Here is a 21,396-nt window from a genome sequence, read left to right as displayed (position 1 = left end):
GGGGCTGTCGCCCCACGCCACGCATCGTCATGAAGTGAGGGAACAGCGACTCAAACCAGGCCGTGAAGGAGCCCACCGACGTCGAGATGGCCGACGTCTGCACTGAGGCCGACCGCGGTTGGTGCGGAGATCGAGGCTTCGATGCCGCCGGTTCCCGCGAGGCCCGACGCGGATACGTCAATGCTGGGGTTGGTTTCGATCAGCGCGCCGAGATCGAGCGTGTGCGACAGATCGACCGCGCCGCTGGCGCCGGCCGTTGCACTTCCACCTGCATCGACACTGCCTGTAGCTGTTCCAAGCAAGCCATCGACCGTGCCGAGCAGGTTTCCGAGAAGAGCCATGTGAACTCCTTTGGTTGGCATTTGAGATCGCGACAGAAGAGTCGCTGCCCAAGAAGTCATGCCGCCGCGAAAAGTTGCGGACTCACATGAGGCCATTTCGTGCTGATTTCTTGGACGCGGAACTTCGGAGGCCCGCGCGAGACGAACAGCGCATCTCACTCGCGGCGAGATTCTGGATTGCTTCGCTGCGCTCGCAATGACGGTGTTTGTTGAGGTAGAATACAGACCATCTCCCGACGTCGTCCCGGCGAAGGGCGGGACCCATTACCCCGGTCAGCGTTGTCGAAGCTCGCTGGGCCACCGAACAACAACTGCCTGTGGTTATCGGTCCCGACCTTCGCCGGGACGACCATGTTAAGCGAGCTCTAGAGCTCCTCACGCGCCGCTTTGTGAGTTGTGCCGGCGCCTCGGGCGGCTACGATGCGTCTGCTACAGCGGTGCGCGGGAGCCGAAATATGCTGGAGGCGACATGAGCGGGCAGGAGCGCAAGGTGAAGGGATCGGATCTGCTTGTCGCGGCGCTGGAGAACGAAGGCGTCGACCGCATCTTCGGCGTTCCCGGCGAGGAAAATCTCGATCTGGTGGAATCGTTGCGCAACTCCAAAATCGAACTGATCCTGACCCGGCATGAGCAGGCCGCCGCGTTCATGGCCGCAACCCATGGACGGCTGACGGGCAAGCCGGGCGTGTGTCTCTCGACGCTCGGCCCGGGCGCGCTCAACCTGTCCACCGGTGCGGCCTATGCGCATCTCGGCGCGATGCCGATGATCTTGATCACCGGCCAGAAAGCGATCATGAGCAGCCGTCAGGCGCGTTTTCAGATCGTCGACGTGGTCGCAACGATGAAGCCGCTGACGAAACTGTCGCGGCAGATTGTCAGTGCCTCCAGCATCCCGACGGTGGTGCGCGACGCCTTCCGCGCGGCGATGGAGGAGCGGCCGGGACCGGTACATCTCGAGCTGCCCGAGGACGTCGCGGGGGAGGAGGTGGCCTCCGTCCCGGTGGTGCCGACCCATCCGATCGAAATCCCCGTTGCCCATCGTGCCGCACTCGACCGTGCCGCCGCGATGATCTTGGCCGCGAAGCGGCCGCTGGTGATGATGGGAGCGGCGACCAGCCGGCCGAGGTCGACCCACGGCATTGCGAGCTTCGTGCGCCGCACTGGCATTCCGTTCTTCACCACCCAGATGGGGAAGGGCACGGTACCCGGCGGCACCAACCTCTATATGGGCACTGCAGCGCTGTCCGAGCGCGACTACGTCCATGACGCGATCGATGCGGCCGACCTGATCGTCGCGATCGGTCATGATCCCGTCGAGAAGCCGCCCTTCATCATGGGGCCGTCGGGTCCGAAGGTCATTCACGTCAGCTACACGCCCGCCAGCGTCGAGCAGGTCTATTTTCCGGATGCAGAGGTCGTCGGCGACGTCGGCCCCAGCCTGGAGCTGCTCGCCGACCGCGTCGAGGGCAAGCTGCCGCACGCGGCGGCGCTGTTGCCATTGCGCGAAAAGATCCTCAGCCACATCGCCGATCGCGCCACCGAGGCACGCTGGCCGCCGACACCGCAGCGGATCGTGCACGACATCAGGCAGGTGATGCCGGAGAACGGCATCGTCGCGCTCGACAACGGCATGTACAAGATCTGGTTCGCGCGGAACTACCGCACCCGCGTCGCCAACACGCTGCTGCTCGACAATGCGCTGGCGACGATGGGCGCCGGCCTGCCGTCGGCAATGATGGCCGCGATGCTCTATCCCGATCGCCGCGTGCTCGCGGTCGCCGGCGACGGCGGCTTCATGATGAACAGCCAGGAGATGGAGACGGCCGTCCGCCTCAAGCTCAACCTGGTCGTGCTGGTACTGGAGGACAACGCCTACGGCATGATCCGCTGGAAGCAGGCAGTCGATCACTTCGCGGATTTCGGCATGACCTTTGGCAATCCCGACTTCGTCATGTACGCCAGGGCCTATGGCGCGCAAGGGCACCGGATCGCGAGTATCGACAGCTTCGTGCCGACGCTCGATGCCGCATTCAAGGACGGCGGCGTGCACCTGATCTCGATCCCGATAGACTATTCCGAGAACGTGCGGGTGCTGGTCGACGAGCTGCGGGCCCGAGACAGGCAGGGCGGTGGCCATTAACTTTTGCGGCCAACCGGCTTTTTCAAAGACAACATCTGCCTGATTTAGAGGCAGGGCGAATACCAGCCATTCCTTGAAATATATCGGGTCACGATATATTGGCAGGCGCGAGAATTCTCCCGACAAGAGCAAACATGCGCCAGACCCTGGACATAACCGGCGGGCTTCCGCGTCATCGCGGCAAGCCCGGAGACTTCACCGCCGACCGCCGTGTGCTGATCCTGATCGGGATGGCCATACTGGTCGGGAGCCTCGGGGCCGGGGCAGCATGGGTGCTGCTGAAGCTGATCGCGCTGGTTACGAACCTGGTCTGGTTCGGCCATGTCAGCACCGAGAACGTCGCGCTGGCGAATGCCCATCCGGGAATCTGGATGGTGCTGGCGCCGGCGCTCGGCGGACTCGTGATCGGGCTGATGGCGCGCTTCGGCTCGGAGAAGATCCGCGGGCACGGCATTCCCGAGGCGATCGAGGCGATCCTGATCGGCGGCAGCCGGATGCAGCCGAAGGTGGCGATCCTGAAGCCGCTGTCCTCGGCAGTGTCGATCGGCAGCGGCGGTCCGTTCGGCGCCGAAGGGCCGATCATCATGACCGGTGGTGCCATCGGCTCGATCTTCGCCCAATGTTTCCATCTCACCGCCGCCGAGCGCAAGACGCTGCTGGTCGCGGGCGCGGCCGCCGGCATGACGGCGATTTTCGGAACGCCGATCGCGGCAGTGCTGCTCGCGGTCGAGCTGTTGCTGTTCGAATGGAAGCCGCGCAGCTTTCTGCCCGTGGTGACGGGCGCCGTGGTCTCCGCGGCCTGGCGTCCGCTGCTGTTCGGAACGGGACCGCTGTTTCCGTTCGCGGAGCGGCCGGACCTGCCCTGGTGGGGACTGGCGGCTGCGATCGGCGTCGGCGTCGTCGCCGGCCTGCAATCCGGATTGATGACGCGGCTGCTCTATGCGGCCGAGGATCTGTTCGATCATGTGCCGCTGCACTGGATGTGGTGGCCGATGCTGGGCGGGCTGGTGGTCGGCCTCGGAGGTCTCGTCGATCCGCGCGCGCTTGGCGTCGGTTACGACGTCATCGCCGATCTGCTGTCCGGCCACATGGTGCGCGAGGAGGCGATCCGGCTGTTGCTGGTCAAGTCCGCCATATGGGTCGTCGCGCTGGCCTCGGGCACGTCGGGCGGCGTGCTGGCGCCGCTGCTCATTCTCGGGGGCACGGCGGGCTGGATGGAGGGGTTGGTGCTGCCCGGTGGTGCCTCGTTCTGGGCACTGGTCGGCATGGCCGCGATGATGGGCGGCACGATGCGCTCGCCGCTCACCGGCGTTATGTTCGCAATCGAGCTGACCGGCAACATCGACATGCTGCTGCCGCTGCTGGCGGCGACAGGAGCCGCGCACGCCGTCACCGTCCTGCTGCTGAAGCGCTCGATCCTCACCGAGAAGATCGCGCGCCGCGGCCAGCACATCACGCGCGAATATTCGATCGATCCGTTCGAGCTGCTGCGCGCCGCCGACGTCATGGTGAAGAGCGTCGACACGCTTCCAGTCGACTTGCCCATCGACGCGGCCGTTGCCTTCTTCACCTCGGAGGAGCGGCGTCACAAATCCTATCCCGTCGTCGCCGCCGATGGCCGGCTGACCGGGATGGTCACCCGTGCCGACGTGCTGCGCTGGCGTACCGAGGGCGATCACCAGGCCGCGACGCTCGACGACGTCGTCTCGGATACTTCAGCGGTGATGGCGCATCCCGACGATGTGCTGGGGCGGGTGGCCGATCTCATGGTTGCCTCCGACCTCGGCCGCCTGCCGGTGGTCGACCGCGCCAGCCATCGCGTCGTGGGTCTGGTCGCGCGCAAGGATCTGTTGCGTATTCGCGCGGTCGTGATTGCCCAGGAGGAACACCGCAACGCATATTTCCTGCGTGAAAAGACGCTTGTGCCGGAGGCGCGGATCGCGGAAGGTCAGCCCCTCTGAACTCCAGCATTCACAGGAATGGAAATGACCCGCGTTCGCTGCGTTACCGAGATGGGCATGGGCGTCGACGTCCACGGCAGGAATGCGACCAAGGCGGCCAAGCGCGCCGTCTCGGACGCGATCAGGCATTCGAGCCTTGGATTCTTCCGGATGATCGGGAAGACCGCGAACGACATGTTCGTTGAGGTCACCATCGCGGTGCCGAATCCCGAAGCCGTCGACAAGGACGCGGTCGCGAAGGAGCTTCCTTACGGCACGGTGACGGTCAATGCGGTCAAGGGCGGGCTGGAGATTCCCTCGGCCACGGAGCAGGCCAACGACCCCATCCTCATCGCCAACGCGGCCGTCATCGTCAGCTTCGACAAGGAGTAGGACGAGGTGTCCGACGGCGACGAAACGCTGCTGGATCGTCCGATCTGGAGCGCGCTGACGACCCGCCAGAAGCATCTGGCGGAGGGCGGGCCTCAAGCGTTGCGCTACCCCGTGGCGATGACGCCCTTTGCCGACATGGTCGACATGTCGGCGGCAAGCTTTGCTGATCTCGGCGGCTTGATGTCACCTTCACAAGTGGCCGTGCTGTTTACGCCGGACGTCGTGACACCGCCCACGGGCTTCAAGGTCGTGCTCGCGGAGACCGGCGAGCAGATGATCGGTGCGCCTGGCGACAGCACATTGCGGGGCGCCGAGATCGTGACGCTGGGCGCCGCCGACGTTCCCGCGATGACGGCGTTGACCGCGCTGACGAAGCCCGGTCCGTTCTCGGCGCGAACGCATGAGCTCGGCACGTTTCTCGGCATCCGTGTTGGCGGTGAACTGGTTGCGATGGCCGGGGAGCGGATGAAGCCGGGCAATTTCACCGAGATGACCGCGATCTGCGTGCATCCTGCTCATCGTGGACGGGGTTACGCGCAGGCGCTGCTCGGGGCCATCGCGCGCCAGATCGAGGCGCGCGGCGAAGTTCCGTTCCTGCATGTCTTCTCCAACAACGCATCAGCGATCGCGCTGTACCAGAGGCAGGGGATGCGGATTCGGCGCCGCTTGCACGTTACTGCGCTGATGAAGCAGGCGTGAACGTCGCACATCGTCGTTCGGTCGCCAGCGGGCCTTCATATCCGGCAAATTCGCGCTATATCGTCCGCAGCCACATTGGGGAGCAGCAGATGGACGCGAGGGTCAGCGATTTTTCCGCCGTGCGGACGGCGATGCAGCGCTATGTCGATCAGGAGATCATCCCTGGCGCATCCTGGGCAGTGCTGCGCGGGGGCGATGTCGTCGATCAGCAATGTGTCGGCTTGGCCGACCGCGAGGCGAACGTCGGGCTCCGTCCGGACCACATCTTCCGCGCCTTCTCAAACACCAAGATCTTCGTCACCTGCGCGATCATGCTGCTGGTGGAGGAGGGCCGCGTCGGGCTTGACGACGTCGTCGAAAAATTCCTGCCGCAGCTCGGCAATCGGAAGGTGCTGAAGCAGGGCGCGGCGAGCCTCACCGATGTCGAGCCGGCGAGGGGGCCGGTCACGATCCGCCAACTCCTGACCCACACCTCCGGCCTGAGCTATGGCATCTTCGATCCCGGCACGGTGCTGTTCAAGGGCTACAACGAGGCACGCGTTCTCGATCCGCTGACACCGCTCACCGACATGATCGACAAGCTTGCCGATCTGCCGTTGTCCTATCATCCCGGCACCGCCTGGGAATATTCGGTCGCCACCGACGTGCTCGGCCGTGTCGTGGAGGTCGTTTCGGGCAAGTCGCTCGATGCCTTCCTCAAGGCGAACATTTTCGATCCGCTTGGCATGGCCGACACCGGCTTCCACGTGCCCGAGGCTGCACAGGGCAGGCTGGTCGGTCTCTATAATGGCGCCGACGTGCTTGACCCGATGAAGCCTGGCCTCACGCGCGCCGACAATCTGCCCTATCCGCAAGCCTATCGACGGCTATTTCCGCGGCTGTCGGGTGGCGGTGGCTTGGTCTCGACCTTGCCGGACATGCTCGCGCTGGTGCGCGCGCTGCTGCCGGGGTCGGACGCGCTCCTCAAGCCCGAGACGCTGCGGCAGATGATGACGAACCAGCTCCCTGCAGGCCAGACGATCCGCTTCGCCAATCTCGGACCGATCCCCGGCAAGGGATTTGGCCTCGGCGGCGCCGTCACCTTCGCTCCGACGCCCTTTGATCCCGTAAACTCGGCCGGCGAATTCCAGTGGGGTGGCCTTGCCGGGACCCATTGGTGGATCTGTCCAACGGCCAATACCGCGGGCGTCCTGATGACCCAGCGCTACATGGGCTTCTGGAATCCCTTCTTCTTCGAGTTCAAGCGTCTGGCCTACCAGGCGGTCGGAGGCTGATCTCAAGAAATTGCGTGCCCACCTATCTCGGCCTCGATGGATTTCGTTTCGGCTGGGTCGCGGCCTGGATCGACGATGGCGGCGATCACGGCTTCGATTACTCGCCGGGTCTGACCCGGTTGCTCGCGATGCCGCATGCGAGGGCGATGATCGACATGCCGATCGGCTTGAAGCCTGACGGTTATCGCATCTGCGACGTGCGCGCCCGCGCGTTGGTCGGCGCAGGCGTGTTCCTCGGTGCGCGGCGAAACCTCTGGGCGTTTCCCGACATGGCTACGGCCAATCGGCACTACTGGGAGCACGAAGGCAAGGGCAGGGGCGTGTCGGCTCAGCTCTGGAATATCAGGGACAAGATCAGGGAGGTCGACGATGTCATGACGCCCGCGCGACAAGCGATCGTCGGCGAGGCGCATCCGGAATTGATCTTCTGGAATCTCGCTGGCCGCATCCGGCTCGAGCGGAAGACGTCGGCGCGCGGCCGGAAGCAGCGCATGGCGCTCCTGAAGCAACGAGGATTCACAAAGCTCTCGAAATGGCTGACGCAGCGTCATGGCACCGGCATCGGCTGCGACGATCTCATCGACGCCTGCGCCTGTGCGGTCGCGGCGCGCGACAGCACCGAGCGTGTCGACGGTGGCGAGATCGATCCGCGTGGCCTTCGGATGGAGATCAACTATTGAGCCCATCGGCGTCGGCAGGCACGGCGAGATATTCCGGGAAAAAACGGCAACTTTCTTCGAAATGGACAGGAACTGCGACTGGTTGCGCGCGTTCACGTTGCGAACTGAACAGACGGAAGTCCTCGCGATGAACCATGCCAGTCAATTCGCGACCGCGATGATCGCACTCGTCTTCACCGCAACACTGCTCGTCACCGGGCAGCTCTTCATCGAGCAACGCGCACAGCGCGATATCGTTTACACGACGAGCCATTTGTTGCGGCCACTGTGAAAGGGCTTCGATTACTGAAGTTGTATGATGGTCGCTCGACCTTGCGCCATTCGACGGCTCGCCTAGATTAGGCCATGTCTCACGAATGAAGCCGGGGTCCCGATGTCCGATCTGTCCGCCTTTCCCATCACCAAGCGCTGGCCGGCCAAACATCCCGAGTTGCTTCAGCTTTATTCCCTGCCGACGCCCAATGGCGTGAAGGTCTCGATCATGCTGGAGGAGATCGGACTACCCTATGAGGTCCATCTCGTCGACTTCGGCAAGGACGATCAGAAGACCGCGGAGTTCGTCTCGCTCAATCCGAACGGCAAGATTCCGGCGATCCTCGACCCCAACGGTCCCGGCGGCAGGCCGCTGCCGCTGTTCGAGTCCGGTGCGATCCTGCAATACCTCGCGGAGAAGACCGGCAAGCTGCTGCCGCAGGATGCCGCGCGGCGCTATCAGGCCATCCAGTGGCTGCACTTCCAGATGGGCGGCATCGGGCCGATGTTCGGCCAGGTCGGTTTCTTCCACAAATTCGCCGGCAAGGATTTTGAGGACAAGCGGCCGCTCGAGCGCTACGTGGGCGAGTCCAAGCGTCTGCTCGGCGTGATGGAATCACATCTCGCCGGCCGGCAATGGTTCATGGACGACGACTACAGCATCGCCGACATCTCCATGCTCGGCTGGGTGCGCAACCTCATCGGCTTCTACGGGGCAGGCGACCTCGTCGCGTTCGGCCAATTCAAGTCGGTCGCTGCCTGGCTCGAACGTGGGCTGGCGCGTCCGGCCGTGCAGCGCGGGCTCAACATTCCCAAGCGGCCGTAAGATCAGCTCAGCGCCTTGTAAGTCATGTAGAGAGCCATCAGCGAGACGAAGCCGATCATCATCCGCCGCAACGCCGGTTTGCTGATGCCATTGGCCATTCGTGCACCGAGATCCGTGCCGACCCAGAGGCCGGCAAGGATTCCGATGATGGCGGGCCAGCCGACCACCAGGCTTTTGCTCCAGTAGATTGAAGCCGGCAGAATGGTGGTCGGGATCACGGAGAAGATGAGGCTGACGAGCTGGGCCTGATGCTGCGGAACGCGCAGGCCCGCCGCGAGGCCGACCGTGATCGCAAGTCCGCCGCCAATGCCCATGAAGCCCGAGGAGAAGCCGGCGAGCGTGCCGACGAGGAGCAGTGGCAGCCAGGGCAACTCGCGCGGCTTGCCAATCTCGTCCGTCCCATCCTCGCGCTCGCGGCGCAGGATCAGCGCTGCGATCAGCGCAGCGAGGTAGACGACATAGGCCCATTGCAGGAGGGAGTCGGAGACCGCGACCGCCGCATAGCCGCCGCTTACGCCGCCGACGAGAAATCCGAGTCCGATCCAGATGATCCATCGCAGCGGGCTGCGATTGCCGCTCTGCCAATAGCTGCGGACGCCGGCAAGGCCCGTCGGCGGTACTTGCGCGATCAGCGAGGTGCCTTGCGCCACGTGCTGCTCGGCGCCGAGCAGCAGTACGGAGAAGATCACGAGGCCGCCACCCGGGCTCACGCCCATGAAGCCCGATGTCAGTCCTCCGGCAAGACCGACGCCGATGCCGGCGAGCAGTTCATGGATCCAGGACATCGCTCATGCCTTGTCGTTCATGCCTTGGTCCGGCGCCTGACGTCCGGCTTGGTCGTGCGAAATCCTTCGATCATGCCAGCGACAGCCGTCATGCAGGCCCCGACGTTGATCTCCTCGCCCCAGCACTTCTGCAGCACAAAGCCCTGAAAGATCGCGATCAGCACGCGTGCGGTTGCCTCCGCGCTGATGTCGCGCTGGATGAGGCCGTCGTGTTGGGCGCGTTCGATCAGCGCCACGATCAGCGCGCGCGGCATGTCGATGCCTTCGACGACGCTGGTGCGGACCCGGCGGTTGCGCAGCGCCTCCGCCCAGCCATGGATTCCGACGCGTCGCCGCGCTTCGCCCACGGGATCGGTGAGCCAATGTCCGTAGACGCGGACAAGCGCGTGAAGCGCTTCGAGCGGATCACCGGAGGCCTGCGCCACCGAATTGAGCACGGCCTCGCGGCGATGGCGGTCGTCCGCCAGTGCCTCGATCAGATCGTCCTTGCTCTGGAAGTAGAGATAGACGGCACCGTGGCTCAGTCCCGATCGCTTCACGATGTCGGCCATGCCGGTCTGGTGAAAGCCGTTTTCGGAGAAGCAGGCGAGTGCAGCGTCGAGAATCTGCTGGCGGCGGCCTTCACGTTTTTTCTCGCTGATTTTCGGCACGGGTCGCTCCAGGGATAAGTGACCAACTGATCGGTTTAATCTCGGCGAAGCCAGGAATGATGGGTGGCACAGTTAAATAAAAAACGATCGATCAGTCAGATTTAGGGGCAAAGATGTGGTTCGTCAAGGCGTCCGCGTGGTCGGCGCGGTGCAAGCGGAGGGAATTATCGGGCGCCCAACGGTGCCCCCGGTGCCCGGAGCCGCAGCGCTAGAACAGCCGGCCGCCGTTGGGCACGGGCTTGCTCGGCTGCATCAGCACGACCTTGCCCTCGGCATCCGGGAAGCCGAGCGTGAGCACGTCGGACACGACCGGTCCGATCTGGCGCGGCGGGAAATTGACGACTGCCGCGACCTGTTGCCCCACCAGCGTCTCCAGCGGATGATTTTCTGTGATCTGTGCCGAGCTTTTGCGCACGCCGATTGCGGGACCGAAGTCGATCCACAGCCGCCAGGCCGGCTTGTGCGCCTCCGGGAACGGCTTGGCATCGATGATGGTGCCGACGCGGATGTCGACCGCGAGGAAGGTGTTGAAGTCGATGGTCGGCGATGCGGCCGCGGCGGGATCGTGGGTGACGTGCATGGTATGTCCGTTCGAGAATTCACAGCTTCGCTCAAAATATTGTGGCGGGAACCGGAGTTTCGTACAACGCCACGACTACAGCATCACACCACGCATGCGCGAGGATCGAGTCTTGCCCAACATCATCTACGGCATCAAGAACTGCGACACCATGAAGAAGGCGCGCGCCTGGCTCGAGACTCATGGCGTTGCCTATGAGTTCCACGACTACAAGACTGCGGGTGTGGAGCAGGACAGGCTCAAGCAGTGGAGCGACGAGGTTGGTTGGGAAGCGCTGCTCAATCGTGCCGGCACGACCTTCAAGAAGCTGCCCGATGCCGACAAAGAGGGTCTGAACGAGAAGAAGGCGCTGGCATTGATGCTAGCGCAACCATCGATGATCAAGCGGCCCGTCCTCGAGATCGGCCGCAAGCTCCTGGTTGGCTTCAAGCCCGACATTTACGCGAAGGAAGTCGGCGCCAAATTGCGCTAGAGGCTAGTTCAGTTCGATGATCTCGGTGGCGACGCCGGAGCTGGACTGGTCGGCGAATTCGACGACATCCGCAGCGGCGATGCGGCCGGGTGCGCGGTGGAAGAGATCGCGGTCGATCACGGCGCGCAACTTCGGGCGAGGCAGCGCGTCATTTCCGCGCATCAGGTTCTTGATCTCGAATCCGCCGTCCTCGCAGAACGTCTTTAGCGATGCGATGACGTGGCTGATTTTATCATCAGTCAGGAACGGCAGCAGCAGCCGTTCATAGGCGACGACACGTCCGTAGATGTCGTCGACATCGGCAACGCTGTAGACCGGAAGGCCGCGCGCCACGCATTCGTGGTAGATCGGCATCACGAAGGGCGCGAGCCGCGGCCCGACATAATCGTCCAGAAAAACGCCCTTGCCGGTATGTCCATAGGGCGCGCGAGATGCGCGAGCCGTCACTCTGGATCGTCAGACGCGCGTCGGCGCCGACGTATCCACCGTGTAGTAGATGAGATCAGACAGCTCTTCCTCGAGCCGCGCGGGCTGATACTCCCAGATCGCCGGCGCGACCTGCGCGCGCGCATAAAGTCGCAGCCACGAGTTCAGGAGATCACGCTGCTTGATCGACTTGACGATGGAGGGAGCGGCGCTTGCGAAATCCAAAGCAATATTCCCGGCGAACAGAAGCTCGCGCATGATCGTTGCTGCGGGAAAATTTTCTATGAAGGCTGGCGCGCCGCACGAAAGACCGTTAACGACAGCTTGATGACCGGTGCTTTGCGAACCGGGAAGCCGGGCAGGCGCGACATCAAATCTCTCCGACTAAGGGAGCATGTGTATCCCAGGCGGAGCCTTGATCTGCTCAGCTTTCCGCCTTGCCTAACCCCCGTCACCTCCGGCATATTCCGCGCCCGGAGGCGGCGTTCCGGGATGGGTCCAATGCCTCCGGAAAGCCGAAGTAACAAGGACAGCCACGCGCGACCTACGCGTCGTGCGGGCAGGGGGAAATCTATTTGGCCGATGAGTTCATTCTCGAGACGGAAGGCTTGACCAAGGAGTTCGCGGGCTTCTTTGCCGTCCGCGACGTTGCGCTCAAGGTCCGCCGTGGGAGCATTCACGCGTTGATCGGTCCGAACGGGGCCGGGAAGACGACGTGCTTCAATCTGTTGACCAAGTTCCTGAAGCCGTCCGCCGGGAAAATCCTGTACAAGGGACAGGATATCACCGCGATGGCGCCGGCCGACGTGGCCCGCATGGGACTGGTGCGTTCGTTCCAGATTTCGGCGGTATTTCCGCATCTCACCGCGCTCGAAAACGTCCGTGTCGCGCTTCAGCGCCAGCACGGCAGCTCGTTTGATTTCTGGCGCTCGAAGTCCGCGCTCAACCGCTTCAACAATCGCGGGCTCGAGCTGTTGAACGATGTCGGCCTCAGCGAGTTTGCCAATACGCCCGCGGTCGAGATGCCCTATGGGCGCAAGCGCGCATTGGAGATCGCAACCACGCTGGCGCTCGACCCGGAGATGATGCTGCTCGACGAGCCGATGGCCGGCATGGGCCACGAGGACATCGACAAGATTGCGGCGCTGATCAAGCGCATCTCGGCGAAGTACACCATCCTGATGGTCGAGCATAATTTGAGCGTCGTGGCCAACCTCTCCGACATCATCACCGTGCTGACGCGCGGACAGGTTCTTGCGCAGGGCAATTACGCCGATCTCACCAAGGACGAGCGCGTCAAGGAAGCCTATCTGGGAGCCGGTCATGCCTGAGACTGCGATTGCGGAAGCTCCGGCCAGGTCTGCGGCGGGCGGCAACATCCTCCAGGTTCGCAACCTGGAAGCCTGGTACGGCGAGTCCCACATCCTGCACGGGATCAACTTCGACGTGAACGCGGGCGAGGTCGTCACCCTGCTCGGGCGCAACGGCGCCGGCAAGACGACCACGCTGAAGTCGATCATGGGCATCATCGGCAAACGCGCCGGCTCGATCAGATTCAACAATCAGGAGATCATCCGCGCGACCTCGGACAAGATCGCGCGCATGGGCATTGCCTTCTGTCCGGAGGAGCGCGGCATCTTCTCCAGCCTCGACGTGCGCGAAAATCTGCTGCTGCCGCCGGTGGTGCGGTCAGGGGGGCTGCCGCTCGATCAGATCTTCGACCTGTTTCCGAACCTGAAGGAACGCCTCGCCAGCCAGGGCACCAAGCTGTCCGGCGGCGAGCAGCAGATGCTCGCGATCGCGCGCATCCTGCGCACCGGCGCAAGCTTCCTGATGCTGGACGAGCCTACGGAAGGATTGGCCCCGGTCATCATCCAGCAGATCGGGCATACCATTGCACGGCTCAAGAAGGAGGGCTTTACGATCCTCCTCGTCGAGCAGAACTTCCGCTTCGCATCCACCGTTGCGGATCGCTACTACGTGGTCGAACACGGCAAGATCATCGACGGATTTTCCAATGCGGAGCTTGCCGCCAACATGGACAAGCTCCACACCTATCTCGGCGTCTAGAACTGCCAAACGAGAAACTTCAAAAAAGGAAAGTTGCATGAAGACCAGGTCGATTGCGTCGTTTCTGTTGACCACAGCTCTGACGTTCGCTGCAGCAGGCGTCGCTTCCGCGCAGGACAAGACCGTCAAGATCGGCGCGCTGTCCGATCAGTCCGGCCTCTATGCTGATCTCGGCGGACCCGGCTCGACCCTGGCCGCGCAAATGGCTGCGGAAGACTCCGGTCTCACGGCGAAGGGCTGGAAGATCGACATCGTCTCGGGCGATCATCAGAACAAGCCCGACATCGGCACCGCAATCGCACGGCAGTGGTTCGACGTCGACAAGGTCGACGTCATCGTCGACGTCCCGAACTCCGGCGTGGCGCTCGCCGTCAACAACGTCGTGAAGGAGAAAAACGGCGTCTACATCAATTCCGGCGCGGCGACCTCGGATCTCACCAATGCGCAGTGCTCGCCCAATACCGTGCACTGGACCTACGACACCTACATGCTCGCCCACACCACAGGCCAGGCGCTGGTGAAGGCCGGCGGCGACACCTGGTTCTTCCTGACGGCAGACTACGCCTTCGGTGCGGCGCTGGAGCGCGACACCACGGCGGTCATTACCGCCAATGGCGGCAAGGTGGTCGGCGGCGTCAAGCATCCGCTCAACACGCCGGACTTCTCCTCGTTCCTGCTCCAGGCGCAGGCCTCCAAGGCCAAGATCATCGGCCTTGCCAACGCAGGCGGCGACACCACCAACTCGATCAAGCAGGCGGCGGAGTTCGGTATCGTCAAGGGCGGCCAGAAGCTTGCGGCGCTGCTCCTGTTCCTCACCGACGTCAAAGCGATCGGTCTCGAGACTGCACAGGGGCTGAACTTCACCGAGACCTTCTATTGGGACATGAACGACCAGACCCGGGCGTTCTCGAAGCGTTTCGCCGAGCGGATGAAGAATAATGCGCCGCCGACCATGGTGCAGGCCGGCGTCTATGCGGGCCTGCGTCACTATTTCAAGGCGCTGGAATCGCTTGGCGGCAACCCGCATGACGGGGCGAAGGTTGTCGAGAAGATGAAGTCGATGCCGACGCAAGACGAGCTGTTCGGCAAGGGCGAGATACAGCCCAACGGCCGCACCATCCACAATGCCTACCTGTTCGAGGTGAAGAAGCCCTCCGAGTCCAAGGGGCCGTGGGACTTCTACAAGCTGGTCGGCACTGTGCCGGGCGACCAGGCCTTCACGCCGCTGTCGGAAAGCAAGTGCGCGCTGTTGAAGAAGTAAGCTAACAGCCCGCAGGCCTTATCGGCCTGCGGGCAACTCCAGGGAACGCCGAAGGGACTGGGTGCGGGATCGATGCAGGCTCTCTATGCACAGCTACTGGTGGGACTGATCAACGGCTCGTTCTACGCGCTGCTCAGTCTCGGGCTTGCCGTGATCTTCGGCATGCTCAACATCATCAATTTCGCTCATGGCGCGCTCTATATGATGGGCGCGTTCGTCGCCTATTTCCTGTTGGACCTTGGTGGCATCAACTATTGGTGGGCGCTGCTCATCGCGCCGATCATCGTCGGCATCTTCGGCATGATCCTGGAACGGACCATGCTGCAATGGCTGACGGGTCTCGACCATCTCTACGGATTGCTTCTGACCTTCGGCATCGCGCTAATCGTGCAGGGCGTGTTCCAGAACTACTTTGGTTCGTCTGGTCTGCCCTACGCGATTCCGGACCAGCTCAAGGGCGGCATGAATCTCGGCTTCATGTTCCTGCCCGTCTATCGCGGCTGGGTCGTTATCTTCTCTCTGGTCGTGTGCCTGGCCACCTGGTTCCTGATCGAGAAGACGCGGCTTGGCGCTTACCTGCGTGCCGCAACCGAGAATCCGACGCTGGTGCGCGCCTTCGGCATCAACGTGCCGCGTATGATCACGCTCACTTATGGCCTGGGCGTCGGCCTTGCTGCGCTGGCCGGCGTCTTGTCCGCGCCGATCAACCAGGTGCGGCCGCTGATGGGCGCCGACCTCATCATCGTCGTGTTCGCGGTGGTCGTGATCGGCGGCATGGGATCGATCATGGGATCGATCATCACCGGTTTTGCGCTCGGCGTGATCGAGGGCCTGACCAAGTATTTTTACCCCGAGGCCTCCAACACCGTCGTCTTCGTGCTGATGGTGCTGGTGCTGCTGGTGAAGCCGACGGGACTGACGGGAAGGGCGGCCTGATATGACAGCCTTGACAGACGATACGCTGCCGACGACCCCGCACGCGATGCGCGACGAGATGATCGTGTTCGTGGTGATGGCGCTGCTGCTGGCCGCCGTGCCGTTCAGCGGTATCTATCCGTTCTTCGTGATGCAGGCGCTGTGCTTTGCGCTGCTCGCCTGTGCCTTCAACCTGCTGATCGGCTATGGTGGCCTCTTGTCGTTCGGCCACGCGATGTTCCTCGGTACCGCCGGCTATTGCAGCGCGCATGCACTGAAGGTGTGGGGGCTGCCGCCAGAGCTCGGTATCCTCGTCGGCGTCGCCGCGGCCTTCCTGCTTTCGATCGTGACTGGCTACGTCTCGATCCGCCGCCAGGGCATCTATTTCTCGATGATCACGCTGGCGCTGTCGCAGCTCCTGTACTTCATCTACCTCCAGGCACCGTTTACCCATGGTGAGGACGGTATTCAGGGCATTCCGCAAGGCCACATGTTCGGCCTCTTCGATCTGTCCAAGCCGACCGTGCTCTACTATGTCGTGCTGATTGGCTTCCTCGCCGGCTTCCTGCTGATATTTCGCATCATCAATTCGCCATTCGGCGAGGTGCTGAAGTCGATCCGCGAGAACGAGCAACGCGCGATTTCGCTGGGCTATCGCACCGACCAGTACAAATTCCTGGCCTTCGTGCTGTCGGGTACGCTGGCCGGCTTTGCCGGATCGCTGAAAGTGTTCGTGGCGCAGAATGCCTCGCTCACCGACGTGCACTGGTCGATGTCCGGCGAAGTCGTGCTGATGACGCTGGTCGGCGGCCTCGGAACGATCTTTGGCCCGGTGGTCGGCGCCTTCGTGATCATCGCCATGCAGCAATATCTGGCGAGCTTTGGCCAGTGGGTGACGGTGATCCAGGGCGCGATCTTCGTAATCTGCGTGCTCACCTTCCGTCGCGGCGCCATCGGTGAAATCGCCCATTATCTCCGCAGATCGCTCTAAGTTATTGATACAACTGCGATTTGTAGGTCTTGCGAAAGCGGTGGATGATGCCCCTCCGCGGGCGTGCGATGGCACGCGCGCGGATCGAAAATGGTCTATGACAGTTTCATGACGGCCCATTCGGGCCGGCCATTTTCCAAGCGGCAGCAATTCCCATGATGCGATGGTTTCGCAATTTCCTCCCCAAGGAAGAACGGTTCTTCGACCTGTTTGACCGTCATGCCCAGACCGTGATCCAGGGCGCCGTCGCGCTTCAGGGGATGCTGAACGGCGGCGAGGAGACCCCGGTCTATTGCCAGCGCGTCAGTCAGTTTGAGAACGATGCCGACAACGTCACCCGTGAGGTGCTGACGGCGGTGCGCCGCACCTTCATCACGCCGTTCGACCGCGGTGACATCAAGAACCTCATCACGTCCATGGACGACGCCATCGACCAGATGCAGCAGACGGCCAAGGCCGTGATGCTGTTCGAGGTCCGCGCTTTCGAGCCGCCTATGCGCGAGATCGGTGCGCTTCTGATCGAATGCGCCAATCTGGTCGGCCGCGCGCTGCCGCTGCTGCAGTCGATCGGCCCGAACGTCGCCATGCTGACCGCCATCACCGAAGAGCTGACCAAGCTGGAGGGTCGGGTCGACGATCTCCACGACATCGGGCTGAAGGAATTGTTCCTCAAGCACCGGGACGGCAACGCGATGGACTTCATCGTCGGCGCGGAGATCTACGACCACCTCGAAAAGGTCGCCGACCGCTTCGATGACGTGGCGAACGAGATCAACAGTATCGTCATCGAGCAGGTCTAGGGCAGGGCCGCGCCGTGGATGTCGCGTTGGGTCTTCCCGTCCTGGTCGCACTGATCGCCGTCGCGCTGCTGTTCGACTTTCTGAACGGTCTGCACGACGCCGCCAATTCGATCGCGACCATCGTCTCGACCCGCGTGTTGCGGCCGCAATTCGCCGTGTTCTGGGCCGCCTTCTTCAATTTCGTGGCTTTCATGGTGTTCGGCCTACACGTGGCTCAGACGATTGGCACCGGCATCATCGAACCCTCGATCGTCGATGCCCAGGTGATCTTCGCCGCCCTCGTCGGCGCCATCGTCTGGAACCTCGTCACCTGGGCGCTCGGAATCCCGTCCTCGTCGTCGCATGCGCTAATCGGCGGTCTCGTCGGCGGCGGCATGGCCAAGGCAGGAATCTCGGCGGCGGTGTGGAGCGGATTGTCCAAGACCGTGCTGGCAATCGTGCTGTCGCCCTTGGTCGGCTTCCTGCTCGCGATGATGCTGGTTGCGATCGTGTCGTGGGCCTCGGTGCGCTCGACGCCGTTCGCGGTCGACCGCGCCTTCCGCATCCTGCAATTCGCCTCGGCCTCGCTCTATTCGCTCGGCCATGGCGGCAATGATGCCCAGAAGACCATGGGCATCATCGCCGTGCTGCTCTATTCGCAGGGGCATCTGGGCAGCGAATTCTCCGTGCCGTTCTGGGTGGTGCTGTCGTGTCAGGCGGCGATGGCGCTGGGCACGCTGATGGGCGGCTGGCGCATCGTCCGCACCATGGGCCTGCGCATCACGAAGCTGACGCCGATGCAGGGTTTTTGCGCCGAGACCGGCGGTGCCGCGACGTTGTTCATGGCGACGTTCCTCGGCGTTCCCGTTTCGACCACCCACACCATCACCGGCGCGATCGTCGGCGTCGGCGCCGCGCGCCGTGTCTCGGCGGTGCGCTGGAACGTCGCAAGCTCGATCGTCTACGCCTGGGTGATCACGATCCCAGCGTCAGCGATCGTGGCGGCGCTGAGCTGGTGGGCGGTCCAGATCTTCAAGTAACGAGCTTCAGCCCCACGATGCCGGCGACGATCAGCCCGATGCTGGCGAGGCGAAATGCGGCGGCCGGTTCGCCGAACAGGATGATCCCCAGCGCCGCGGTGCCGACCGCGCCGATGCCGGTCCAGACCGCATAGGCGGTTCCAATCGGAAGCGATTTGAGCGCGAGCCCGAGCAAGATGATGCTTCCCGCCATCGCGGCGAGCGTGAGGACCGACGGAACGAGCTTGGTGAAACCCTCGGTGTATTTCAGTCCGATCGCCCAGGCGACCTCCAGCAAACCCGCGACGAACAATATGGTCCAGGCCATCACGACCCTCCATTCAAGGCAGGGTCGTCCCCGCGGCTGACGTTGCTGAAGAGGGGAAGGTCGTCCTTCCCAAGGCCGATATGGGGCTGGCGAGAGGGCTCCGCAATCACCAAATGAAGCTTGATCAGGCCCATTTTCCCTGCCAAACGCTCCCGCCATGTCCGACATCGCCATTACAGCCGAATCGCCGGCCCGTTCCCCGCTTGCCGCTGAAGTGGCGCGGCGGCGCACCTTTGCGATCATCTCCCACCCGGACGCGGGCAAGACCACGCTGACCGAAAAGCTCCTGCTCTTCGGTGGCGCCATCAATCTCGCCGGCCAGGTCAAGGCCAAGGGCGAGCGCCGCAACACGCGTTCGGACTGGATGAAGATCGAGCGCGAGCGCGGCATCTCGGTCGTGACATCGGTGATGACCTTCGAGTTCGAGGGGCTCGTGTTCAACCTCCTGGACACGCCGGGCCACGAGGACTTTTCGGAAGACACTTATCGCACGCTGACGGCAGTCGACTCCGCCGTGATGGTGATCGACGCTGCGAAGGGCATCGAGGCGCGCACGCGAAAGCTGTTCGAGGTCTGCCGCCTGCGCGACATACCGATCATTACCTTCATCAACAAGATGGACCGCGAAAGCCGCGACGTCTTCGAGCTCCTTGACGAGATCGAGAAGACGCTCGCGCTCGACACCACGCCGATGACCTGGCCGGTCGGCCGCGGTCGCGACTTCCTCGGCACCTATGACATCGTCAACGGCGGCGTGCGCCTGCTCGAAGGCGGCGGCGCCAAGACCGGCGCGGCGCAGCAGATCGAGATCGAGGAGCTGGCGAAGCTCAATGCGAACCTCGATGTCGGGGCGGTCAAGGACGAGCTCGAGCTCGTCACCGAGGCCTGCAAGCCGTTCGAGCTCGAGGCCTTCCGCGAAGGTCACCTGACGCCGGTCTATTTCGGCAGCGCGCTGCGCAATTTCGGCGTCGGCGACCTGCTTGAAGGCCTCGGCAAGTTCGCGCCCGAGCCCCGGGCACAGGAGAGCGACCAGCGCAAGATCGAGGCGGCCGAGCCGCGCATGAGCGCTTTCGTGTTCAAGATCCAGGCGAACATGGACCCGAACCATCGCGACCGCATCGCCTTTGCGCGGTTGTGCTCGGGCAAGCTCAGCCGCGGCATGAAGGCCAAGCTGGTGCGCACCGGCAAGAGCATGCCGCTGTCGAGCCCGCAGTTCTTCTTCGCGCAGGACCGCTCGGTCGCGGACGAAGCCTTCGCCGGCGACGTCGTCGGCATCCCCAATCACGGCACCTTGCGCATCGGCGACACGCTGACCGAGGGCGAGGATTTCACGTTCGTCGGCGTGCCGAGCTTTGCACCGGAAATCGTCCGTCGCGTCCGGCTGACCGATGCGATGAAGGCGAAGAAGCTCAAGGAAGCGCTGCAGCAGATGTCGGAAGAGGGCGTGGTGCAGGTGTTCCGCCCGCGCGATGGTGCGCCGGCGCTTGTCGGCGTGGTCGGCCCGCTACAGCTCGACGTGCTGAAGGCGCGACTGGAGGCCGAATACGCACTGCCGGTCGAATTCGAGGTGAGCGAGTTCCAGCTTGCGCGCTGGATCTCCTCGGACGACCGCAAGACGCTCGATACCTTCATCGCCGCCAATACGTCGAGCATCGCCGATGATGTCGATGGCGATCCCGTGTACCTCGCCAGGAACGAATTCTATCTCGGCTATACCAAAGAGCGCGCCGAAGGCATCGCGTTCGCCAACGTCAAGGACGTGAAAAAGAAGGGGTAGGGGCAGCCTCAACCTCCGCTGTCATGCCCCGGCTTGACCGGGGCATCCAGTACGCCGCGGCTTCTCCGTATCGTTCGCCGTCTCTGGAATACTGGGTCGCCCGGTTCAAGCCGGGCGACGACAAGAAGCTGAGCGCGAGCATGTGAACGCCCGTGGGCTTGACGTGTTCAGGGCCGATGCCACGTTTCGCACAGGTGGCGTTGCGAGCTCACATCATGTGGCGCGGTATCCTTGTTCTGTTGCTGACCCTCTTGGCCGTTAGCGCTGCCGACGCGCGGCGTCGCCAGATCAACCCAATTCCGTTCTCGCACGAGCCGTGCAGCGTGCTCGACAATCGCCCCTGTACGCCGTCCTATTGCAGCGTGCTCGAGCGCGGACCCTGCATTCCCGAAATCTACTATCCCTACGGCCAAAATCTCCAGCTCACGGTCGAGAGCGTTCCGTCCGAGGCCGATCGCGCCAAGTATCAGAAGCCGGATCACGACCTCGATACGATCGGCGACCTCTTCGCCGAGCTGCGCTCCTGCTGGTCACCGCCGACCAACAATGTGCGCACGGGCATGCAGATGTCGGTGCGCTTCAGCTTCAATAAGGCGGGCGGCCTGATCGGACCGCCGCGCCTGACTTTTGCGACTGCAGGCGTCCCGGCCGACACCCGGACGAGCTATCTCAGCGCGATCAACGCGTCGCTGAACGCCTGTCTGCCGCTGAGGTTCACGAGCGGTCTTGGCGGTGCGCTTGCCGGGCGGCCGATCGCGATCAGATACGTCGATAATCGGTAGCCTCGCAAATAGCGCG

The 21,396-nt window shown here is 63.3% G+C and carries 25 protein-coding genes; 18 read left to right on the top strand and 7 right to left on the bottom strand.

Annotated features, from left to right (window positions below; all coding sequences use genetic code 11):
• Window positions 1-50: 50 nt before the first annotated feature.
• Window positions 51-341, bottom strand: coding sequence for a hypothetical protein (locus MTX21_RS08530; protein ID WP_280964359.1), 291 nt, complete (start codon window positions 339-341; stop codon window positions 51-53).
• 469 nt (window positions 342-810) lie between these two features.
• Between MTX21_RS08530 and MTX21_RS08525 the strand changes: the two genes are divergently transcribed.
• From MTX21_RS08525 to MTX21_RS08490, 8 genes are all read left to right on the top strand, one after another.
• Complete coding sequence (locus tag MTX21_RS08525; protein ID WP_280964358.1) at window positions 811-2,481, top strand: acetolactate synthase large subunit; 1,671 nt, start codon at window positions 811-813, stop codon at window positions 2,479-2,481.
• Window positions 2,482-2,615: 134 nt separating this feature from the next.
• Window positions 2,616-4,442, top strand: a complete 1,827-nt coding sequence (locus MTX21_RS08520; protein ID WP_280964357.1) for a chloride channel protein — start codon at window positions 2,616-2,618, stop codon at window positions 4,440-4,442.
• A 24-nt stretch (window positions 4,443-4,466) separates the two neighbouring features.
• Window positions 4,467-4,814 (top strand): Lin0512 family protein, encoded by a 348-nt coding sequence (locus tag MTX21_RS08515; RefSeq protein WP_280964356.1) that lies wholly within the window; start codon window positions 4,467-4,469, stop codon window positions 4,812-4,814.
• A gap of 6 nt (window positions 4,815-4,820) precedes the next feature.
• The gene (locus MTX21_RS08510; protein WP_280964355.1) at window positions 4,821-5,513 is read left to right on the top strand and encodes a GNAT family N-acetyltransferase; all 693 of its coding nucleotides are present in this window, start codon (window positions 4,821-4,823) and stop codon (window positions 5,511-5,513) included.
• Window positions 5,514-5,602: 89 nt separating this feature from the next.
• Window positions 5,603-6,787: a serine hydrolase domain-containing protein gene (locus MTX21_RS08505; RefSeq protein ID WP_280964354.1), complete on the top strand. Its 1,185-nt coding sequence runs from the start codon at window positions 5,603-5,605 to the stop codon at window positions 6,785-6,787.
• Window positions 6,788-6,801: 14 nt separating this feature from the next.
• A complete protein-coding gene (locus MTX21_RS08500; protein WP_280964353.1) occupies window positions 6,802-7,467 on the top strand; it encodes a DUF429 domain-containing protein in 666 nt (221 codons plus the stop codon).
• On the top strand, window positions 7,439-7,738 hold the full coding sequence (locus MTX21_RS08495) for a hypothetical protein (protein WP_280964351.1): 300 nt from the start codon (window positions 7,439-7,441) through the stop codon (window positions 7,736-7,738). The genes MTX21_RS08500 and MTX21_RS08495 overlap by 29 nt, the downstream gene beginning before the upstream one ends.
• 102 nt (window positions 7,739-7,840) lie before the next feature.
• Window positions 7,841-8,545, top strand: a complete 705-nt coding sequence (locus tag MTX21_RS08490) for a glutathione S-transferase N-terminal domain-containing protein (protein ID WP_280964350.1) — start codon at window positions 7,841-7,843, stop codon at window positions 8,543-8,545.
• Between the two features lie 2 nt (window positions 8,546-8,547).
• On the opposite strand, the gene MTX21_RS08485 is transcribed toward MTX21_RS08490, so the two are convergent.
• The 3 genes from MTX21_RS08485 to MTX21_RS08475 form a co-directional block, all read right to left on the bottom strand.
• Window positions 8,548-9,330 carry a sulfite exporter TauE/SafE family protein gene (locus MTX21_RS08485; RefSeq protein ID WP_280964349.1) on the bottom strand — a complete coding sequence of 261 codons (783 nt, stop codon included), beginning with the start codon at window positions 9,328-9,330 and terminating at the stop codon, window positions 8,548-8,550.
• A 17-nt stretch (window positions 9,331-9,347) separates the two neighbouring features.
• A complete protein-coding gene (locus MTX21_RS08480) occupies window positions 9,348-9,980 on the bottom strand; it encodes a TetR/AcrR family transcriptional regulator (RefSeq protein WP_280964348.1) in 633 nt (210 codons plus the stop codon).
• A gap of 208 nt (window positions 9,981-10,188) precedes the next feature.
• Window positions 10,189-10,560, bottom strand: coding sequence for a tRNA-binding protein (locus MTX21_RS08475; RefSeq protein WP_280964347.1), 372 nt, complete (start codon window positions 10,558-10,560; stop codon window positions 10,189-10,191).
• Between the two features lie 112 nt (window positions 10,561-10,672).
• Here MTX21_RS08475 and MTX21_RS08470 point away from each other — a divergent pair, with 112 nt between their 5' ends.
• Window positions 10,673-11,032, top strand: a complete 360-nt coding sequence (locus MTX21_RS08470; RefSeq protein WP_280964346.1) for an ArsC family reductase — start codon at window positions 10,673-10,675, stop codon at window positions 11,030-11,032.
• A 3-nt stretch (window positions 11,033-11,035) separates the two neighbouring features.
• Here MTX21_RS08470 and MTX21_RS08465 read toward each other — a convergent pair whose 3' ends face one another.
• Window positions 11,036-11,479 carry a hypothetical protein gene (locus MTX21_RS08465; RefSeq protein ID WP_280964345.1) on the bottom strand — a complete coding sequence of 148 codons (444 nt, stop codon included), beginning with the start codon at window positions 11,477-11,479 and terminating at the stop codon, window positions 11,036-11,038.
• A gap of 9 nt (window positions 11,480-11,488) precedes the next feature.
• Window positions 11,489-11,716 (bottom strand): hypothetical protein, encoded by a 228-nt coding sequence (locus MTX21_RS08460; RefSeq protein ID WP_280964344.1) that lies wholly within the window; start codon window positions 11,714-11,716, stop codon window positions 11,489-11,491.
• Between the two features lie 317 nt (window positions 11,717-12,033).
• Here MTX21_RS08460 and MTX21_RS08455 point away from each other — a divergent pair, with 317 nt between their 5' ends.
• From MTX21_RS08455 to MTX21_RS08425, 7 genes are all read left to right on the top strand, one after another.
• Complete coding sequence (locus tag MTX21_RS08455) at window positions 12,034-12,789, top strand: ABC transporter ATP-binding protein (RefSeq protein WP_280964343.1); 756 nt, start codon at window positions 12,034-12,036, stop codon at window positions 12,787-12,789.
• A complete protein-coding gene (locus MTX21_RS08450) occupies window positions 12,782-13,528 on the top strand; it encodes an ABC transporter ATP-binding protein (protein WP_280964342.1) in 747 nt (248 codons plus the stop codon). Before MTX21_RS08455 ends, MTX21_RS08450 begins: the two co-directional genes overlap by 8 nt.
• 37 nt (window positions 13,529-13,565) lie before the next feature.
• Window positions 13,566-14,789: an ABC transporter substrate-binding protein gene (locus tag MTX21_RS08445; protein WP_280964341.1), complete on the top strand. Its 1,224-nt coding sequence runs from the start codon at window positions 13,566-13,568 to the stop codon at window positions 14,787-14,789.
• Window positions 14,790-14,861: 72 nt separating this feature from the next.
• Entirely contained in the window at window positions 14,862-15,725 is an 864-nt protein-coding gene (locus tag MTX21_RS08440; protein WP_279370353.1) for a branched-chain amino acid ABC transporter permease, read from the top strand.
• Window position 15,726: 1 nt separating this feature from the next.
• Complete coding sequence (locus MTX21_RS08435) at window positions 15,727-16,695, top strand: branched-chain amino acid ABC transporter permease (protein WP_280964340.1); 969 nt, start codon at window positions 15,727-15,729, stop codon at window positions 16,693-16,695.
• A gap of 155 nt (window positions 16,696-16,850) precedes the next feature.
• Window positions 16,851-17,495 (top strand): DUF47 domain-containing protein, encoded by a 645-nt coding sequence (locus tag MTX21_RS08430; protein WP_280964339.1) that lies wholly within the window; start codon window positions 16,851-16,853, stop codon window positions 17,493-17,495.
• A gap of 14 nt (window positions 17,496-17,509) precedes the next feature.
• Window positions 17,510-18,514, top strand: a complete 1,005-nt coding sequence (locus tag MTX21_RS08425; protein WP_280964338.1) for an inorganic phosphate transporter — start codon at window positions 17,510-17,512, stop codon at window positions 18,512-18,514.
• On the opposite strand, the gene sugE is transcribed toward MTX21_RS08425, so the two are convergent.
• Complete coding sequence (gene sugE / locus MTX21_RS08420; protein ID WP_280964337.1) at window positions 18,507-18,821, bottom strand: quaternary ammonium compound efflux SMR transporter SugE; 315 nt, start codon at window positions 18,819-18,821, stop codon at window positions 18,507-18,509. The genes MTX21_RS08425 and sugE overlap by 8 nt on opposite strands.
• Window positions 18,822-18,978: 157 nt before the next feature.
• On the opposite strand from sugE, the gene MTX21_RS08415 reads away from it, so the two are divergent.
• Together MTX21_RS08415 and MTX21_RS08410 are read left to right on the top strand one after the other, a co-directional pair.
• Entirely contained in the window at window positions 18,979-20,598 is a 1,620-nt protein-coding gene (locus MTX21_RS08415; RefSeq protein WP_280964336.1) for a peptide chain release factor 3, read from the top strand.
• A gap of 215 nt (window positions 20,599-20,813) precedes the next feature.
• Entirely contained in the window at window positions 20,814-21,380 is a 567-nt protein-coding gene (locus MTX21_RS08410; protein WP_280964335.1) for a hypothetical protein, read from the top strand.
• The last annotated feature ends 16 nt before the right edge of the window (window positions 21,381-21,396 follow it).

Source organism: Bradyrhizobium sp. ISRA430 (assembly GCF_029909975.1).
In the GTDB taxonomy this organism is placed as follows: domain Bacteria; phylum Pseudomonadota; class Alphaproteobacteria; order Rhizobiales; family Xanthobacteraceae; genus Bradyrhizobium.
This window is presented reverse-complemented; position numbering and strand designations above follow the sequence as displayed.

Excerpts from the sequence above, each read along its gene's own strand:
- MTX21_RS08475 (WP_280964347.1), bottom strand. The coding sequence starts at position 10,560 with ATGCACGTCACCCACGATCCCGCCGCGGCCGCATCGCCGACCATCGAC.
- MTX21_RS08435 (WP_280964340.1), top strand. The coding sequence starts at position 15,727 with ATGACAGCCTTGACAGACGATACGCTGCCGACGACCCCGCACGCGATG.
- MTX21_RS08525 (WP_280964358.1), top strand. The coding sequence starts at position 811 with ATGAGCGGGCAGGAGCGCAAGGTGAAGGGATCGGATCTGCTTGTCGCG.
- MTX21_RS08410 (WP_280964335.1), top strand. The coding sequence starts at position 20,814 with ATGTGGCGCGGTATCCTTGTTCTGTTGCTGACCCTCTTGGCCGTTAGC.
- sugE (WP_280964337.1), bottom strand. The coding sequence starts at position 18,821 with ATGGCCTGGACCATATTGTTCGTCGCGGGTTTGCTGGAGGTCGCCTGG.
- MTX21_RS08520 (WP_280964357.1), top strand. The coding sequence starts at position 2,616 with ATGCGCCAGACCCTGGACATAACCGGCGGGCTTCCGCGTCATCGCGGC.
- MTX21_RS08485 (WP_280964349.1), bottom strand. The coding sequence starts at position 9,330 with ATGTCCTGGATCCATGAACTGCTCGCCGGCATCGGCGTCGGTCTTGCC.
- MTX21_RS08460 (WP_280964344.1), bottom strand. The coding sequence starts at position 11,716 with ATGCGCGAGCTTCTGTTCGCCGGGAATATTGCTTTGGATTTCGCAAGC.
- MTX21_RS08415 (WP_280964336.1), top strand. The coding sequence starts at position 18,979 with ATGTCCGACATCGCCATTACAGCCGAATCGCCGGCCCGTTCCCCGCTT.
- MTX21_RS08450 (WP_280964342.1), top strand. The coding sequence starts at position 12,782 with ATGCCTGAGACTGCGATTGCGGAAGCTCCGGCCAGGTCTGCGGCGGGC.
- MTX21_RS08530 (WP_280964359.1), bottom strand. The coding sequence starts at position 341 with ATGGCTCTTCTCGGAAACCTGCTCGGCACGGTCGATGGCTTGCTTGGA.
- MTX21_RS08515 (WP_280964356.1), top strand. The coding sequence starts at position 4,467 with ATGACCCGCGTTCGCTGCGTTACCGAGATGGGCATGGGCGTCGACGTC.
- MTX21_RS08505 (WP_280964354.1), top strand. The coding sequence starts at position 5,603 with ATGGACGCGAGGGTCAGCGATTTTTCCGCCGTGCGGACGGCGATGCAG.
- MTX21_RS08445 (WP_280964341.1), top strand. The coding sequence starts at position 13,566 with ATGAAGACCAGGTCGATTGCGTCGTTTCTGTTGACCACAGCTCTGACG.
- MTX21_RS08430 (WP_280964339.1), top strand. The coding sequence starts at position 16,851 with ATGATGCGATGGTTTCGCAATTTCCTCCCCAAGGAAGAACGGTTCTTC.
- MTX21_RS08440 (WP_279370353.1), top strand. The coding sequence starts at position 14,862 with ATGCAGGCTCTCTATGCACAGCTACTGGTGGGACTGATCAACGGCTCG.
- MTX21_RS08490 (WP_280964350.1), top strand. The coding sequence starts at position 7,841 with ATGTCCGATCTGTCCGCCTTTCCCATCACCAAGCGCTGGCCGGCCAAA.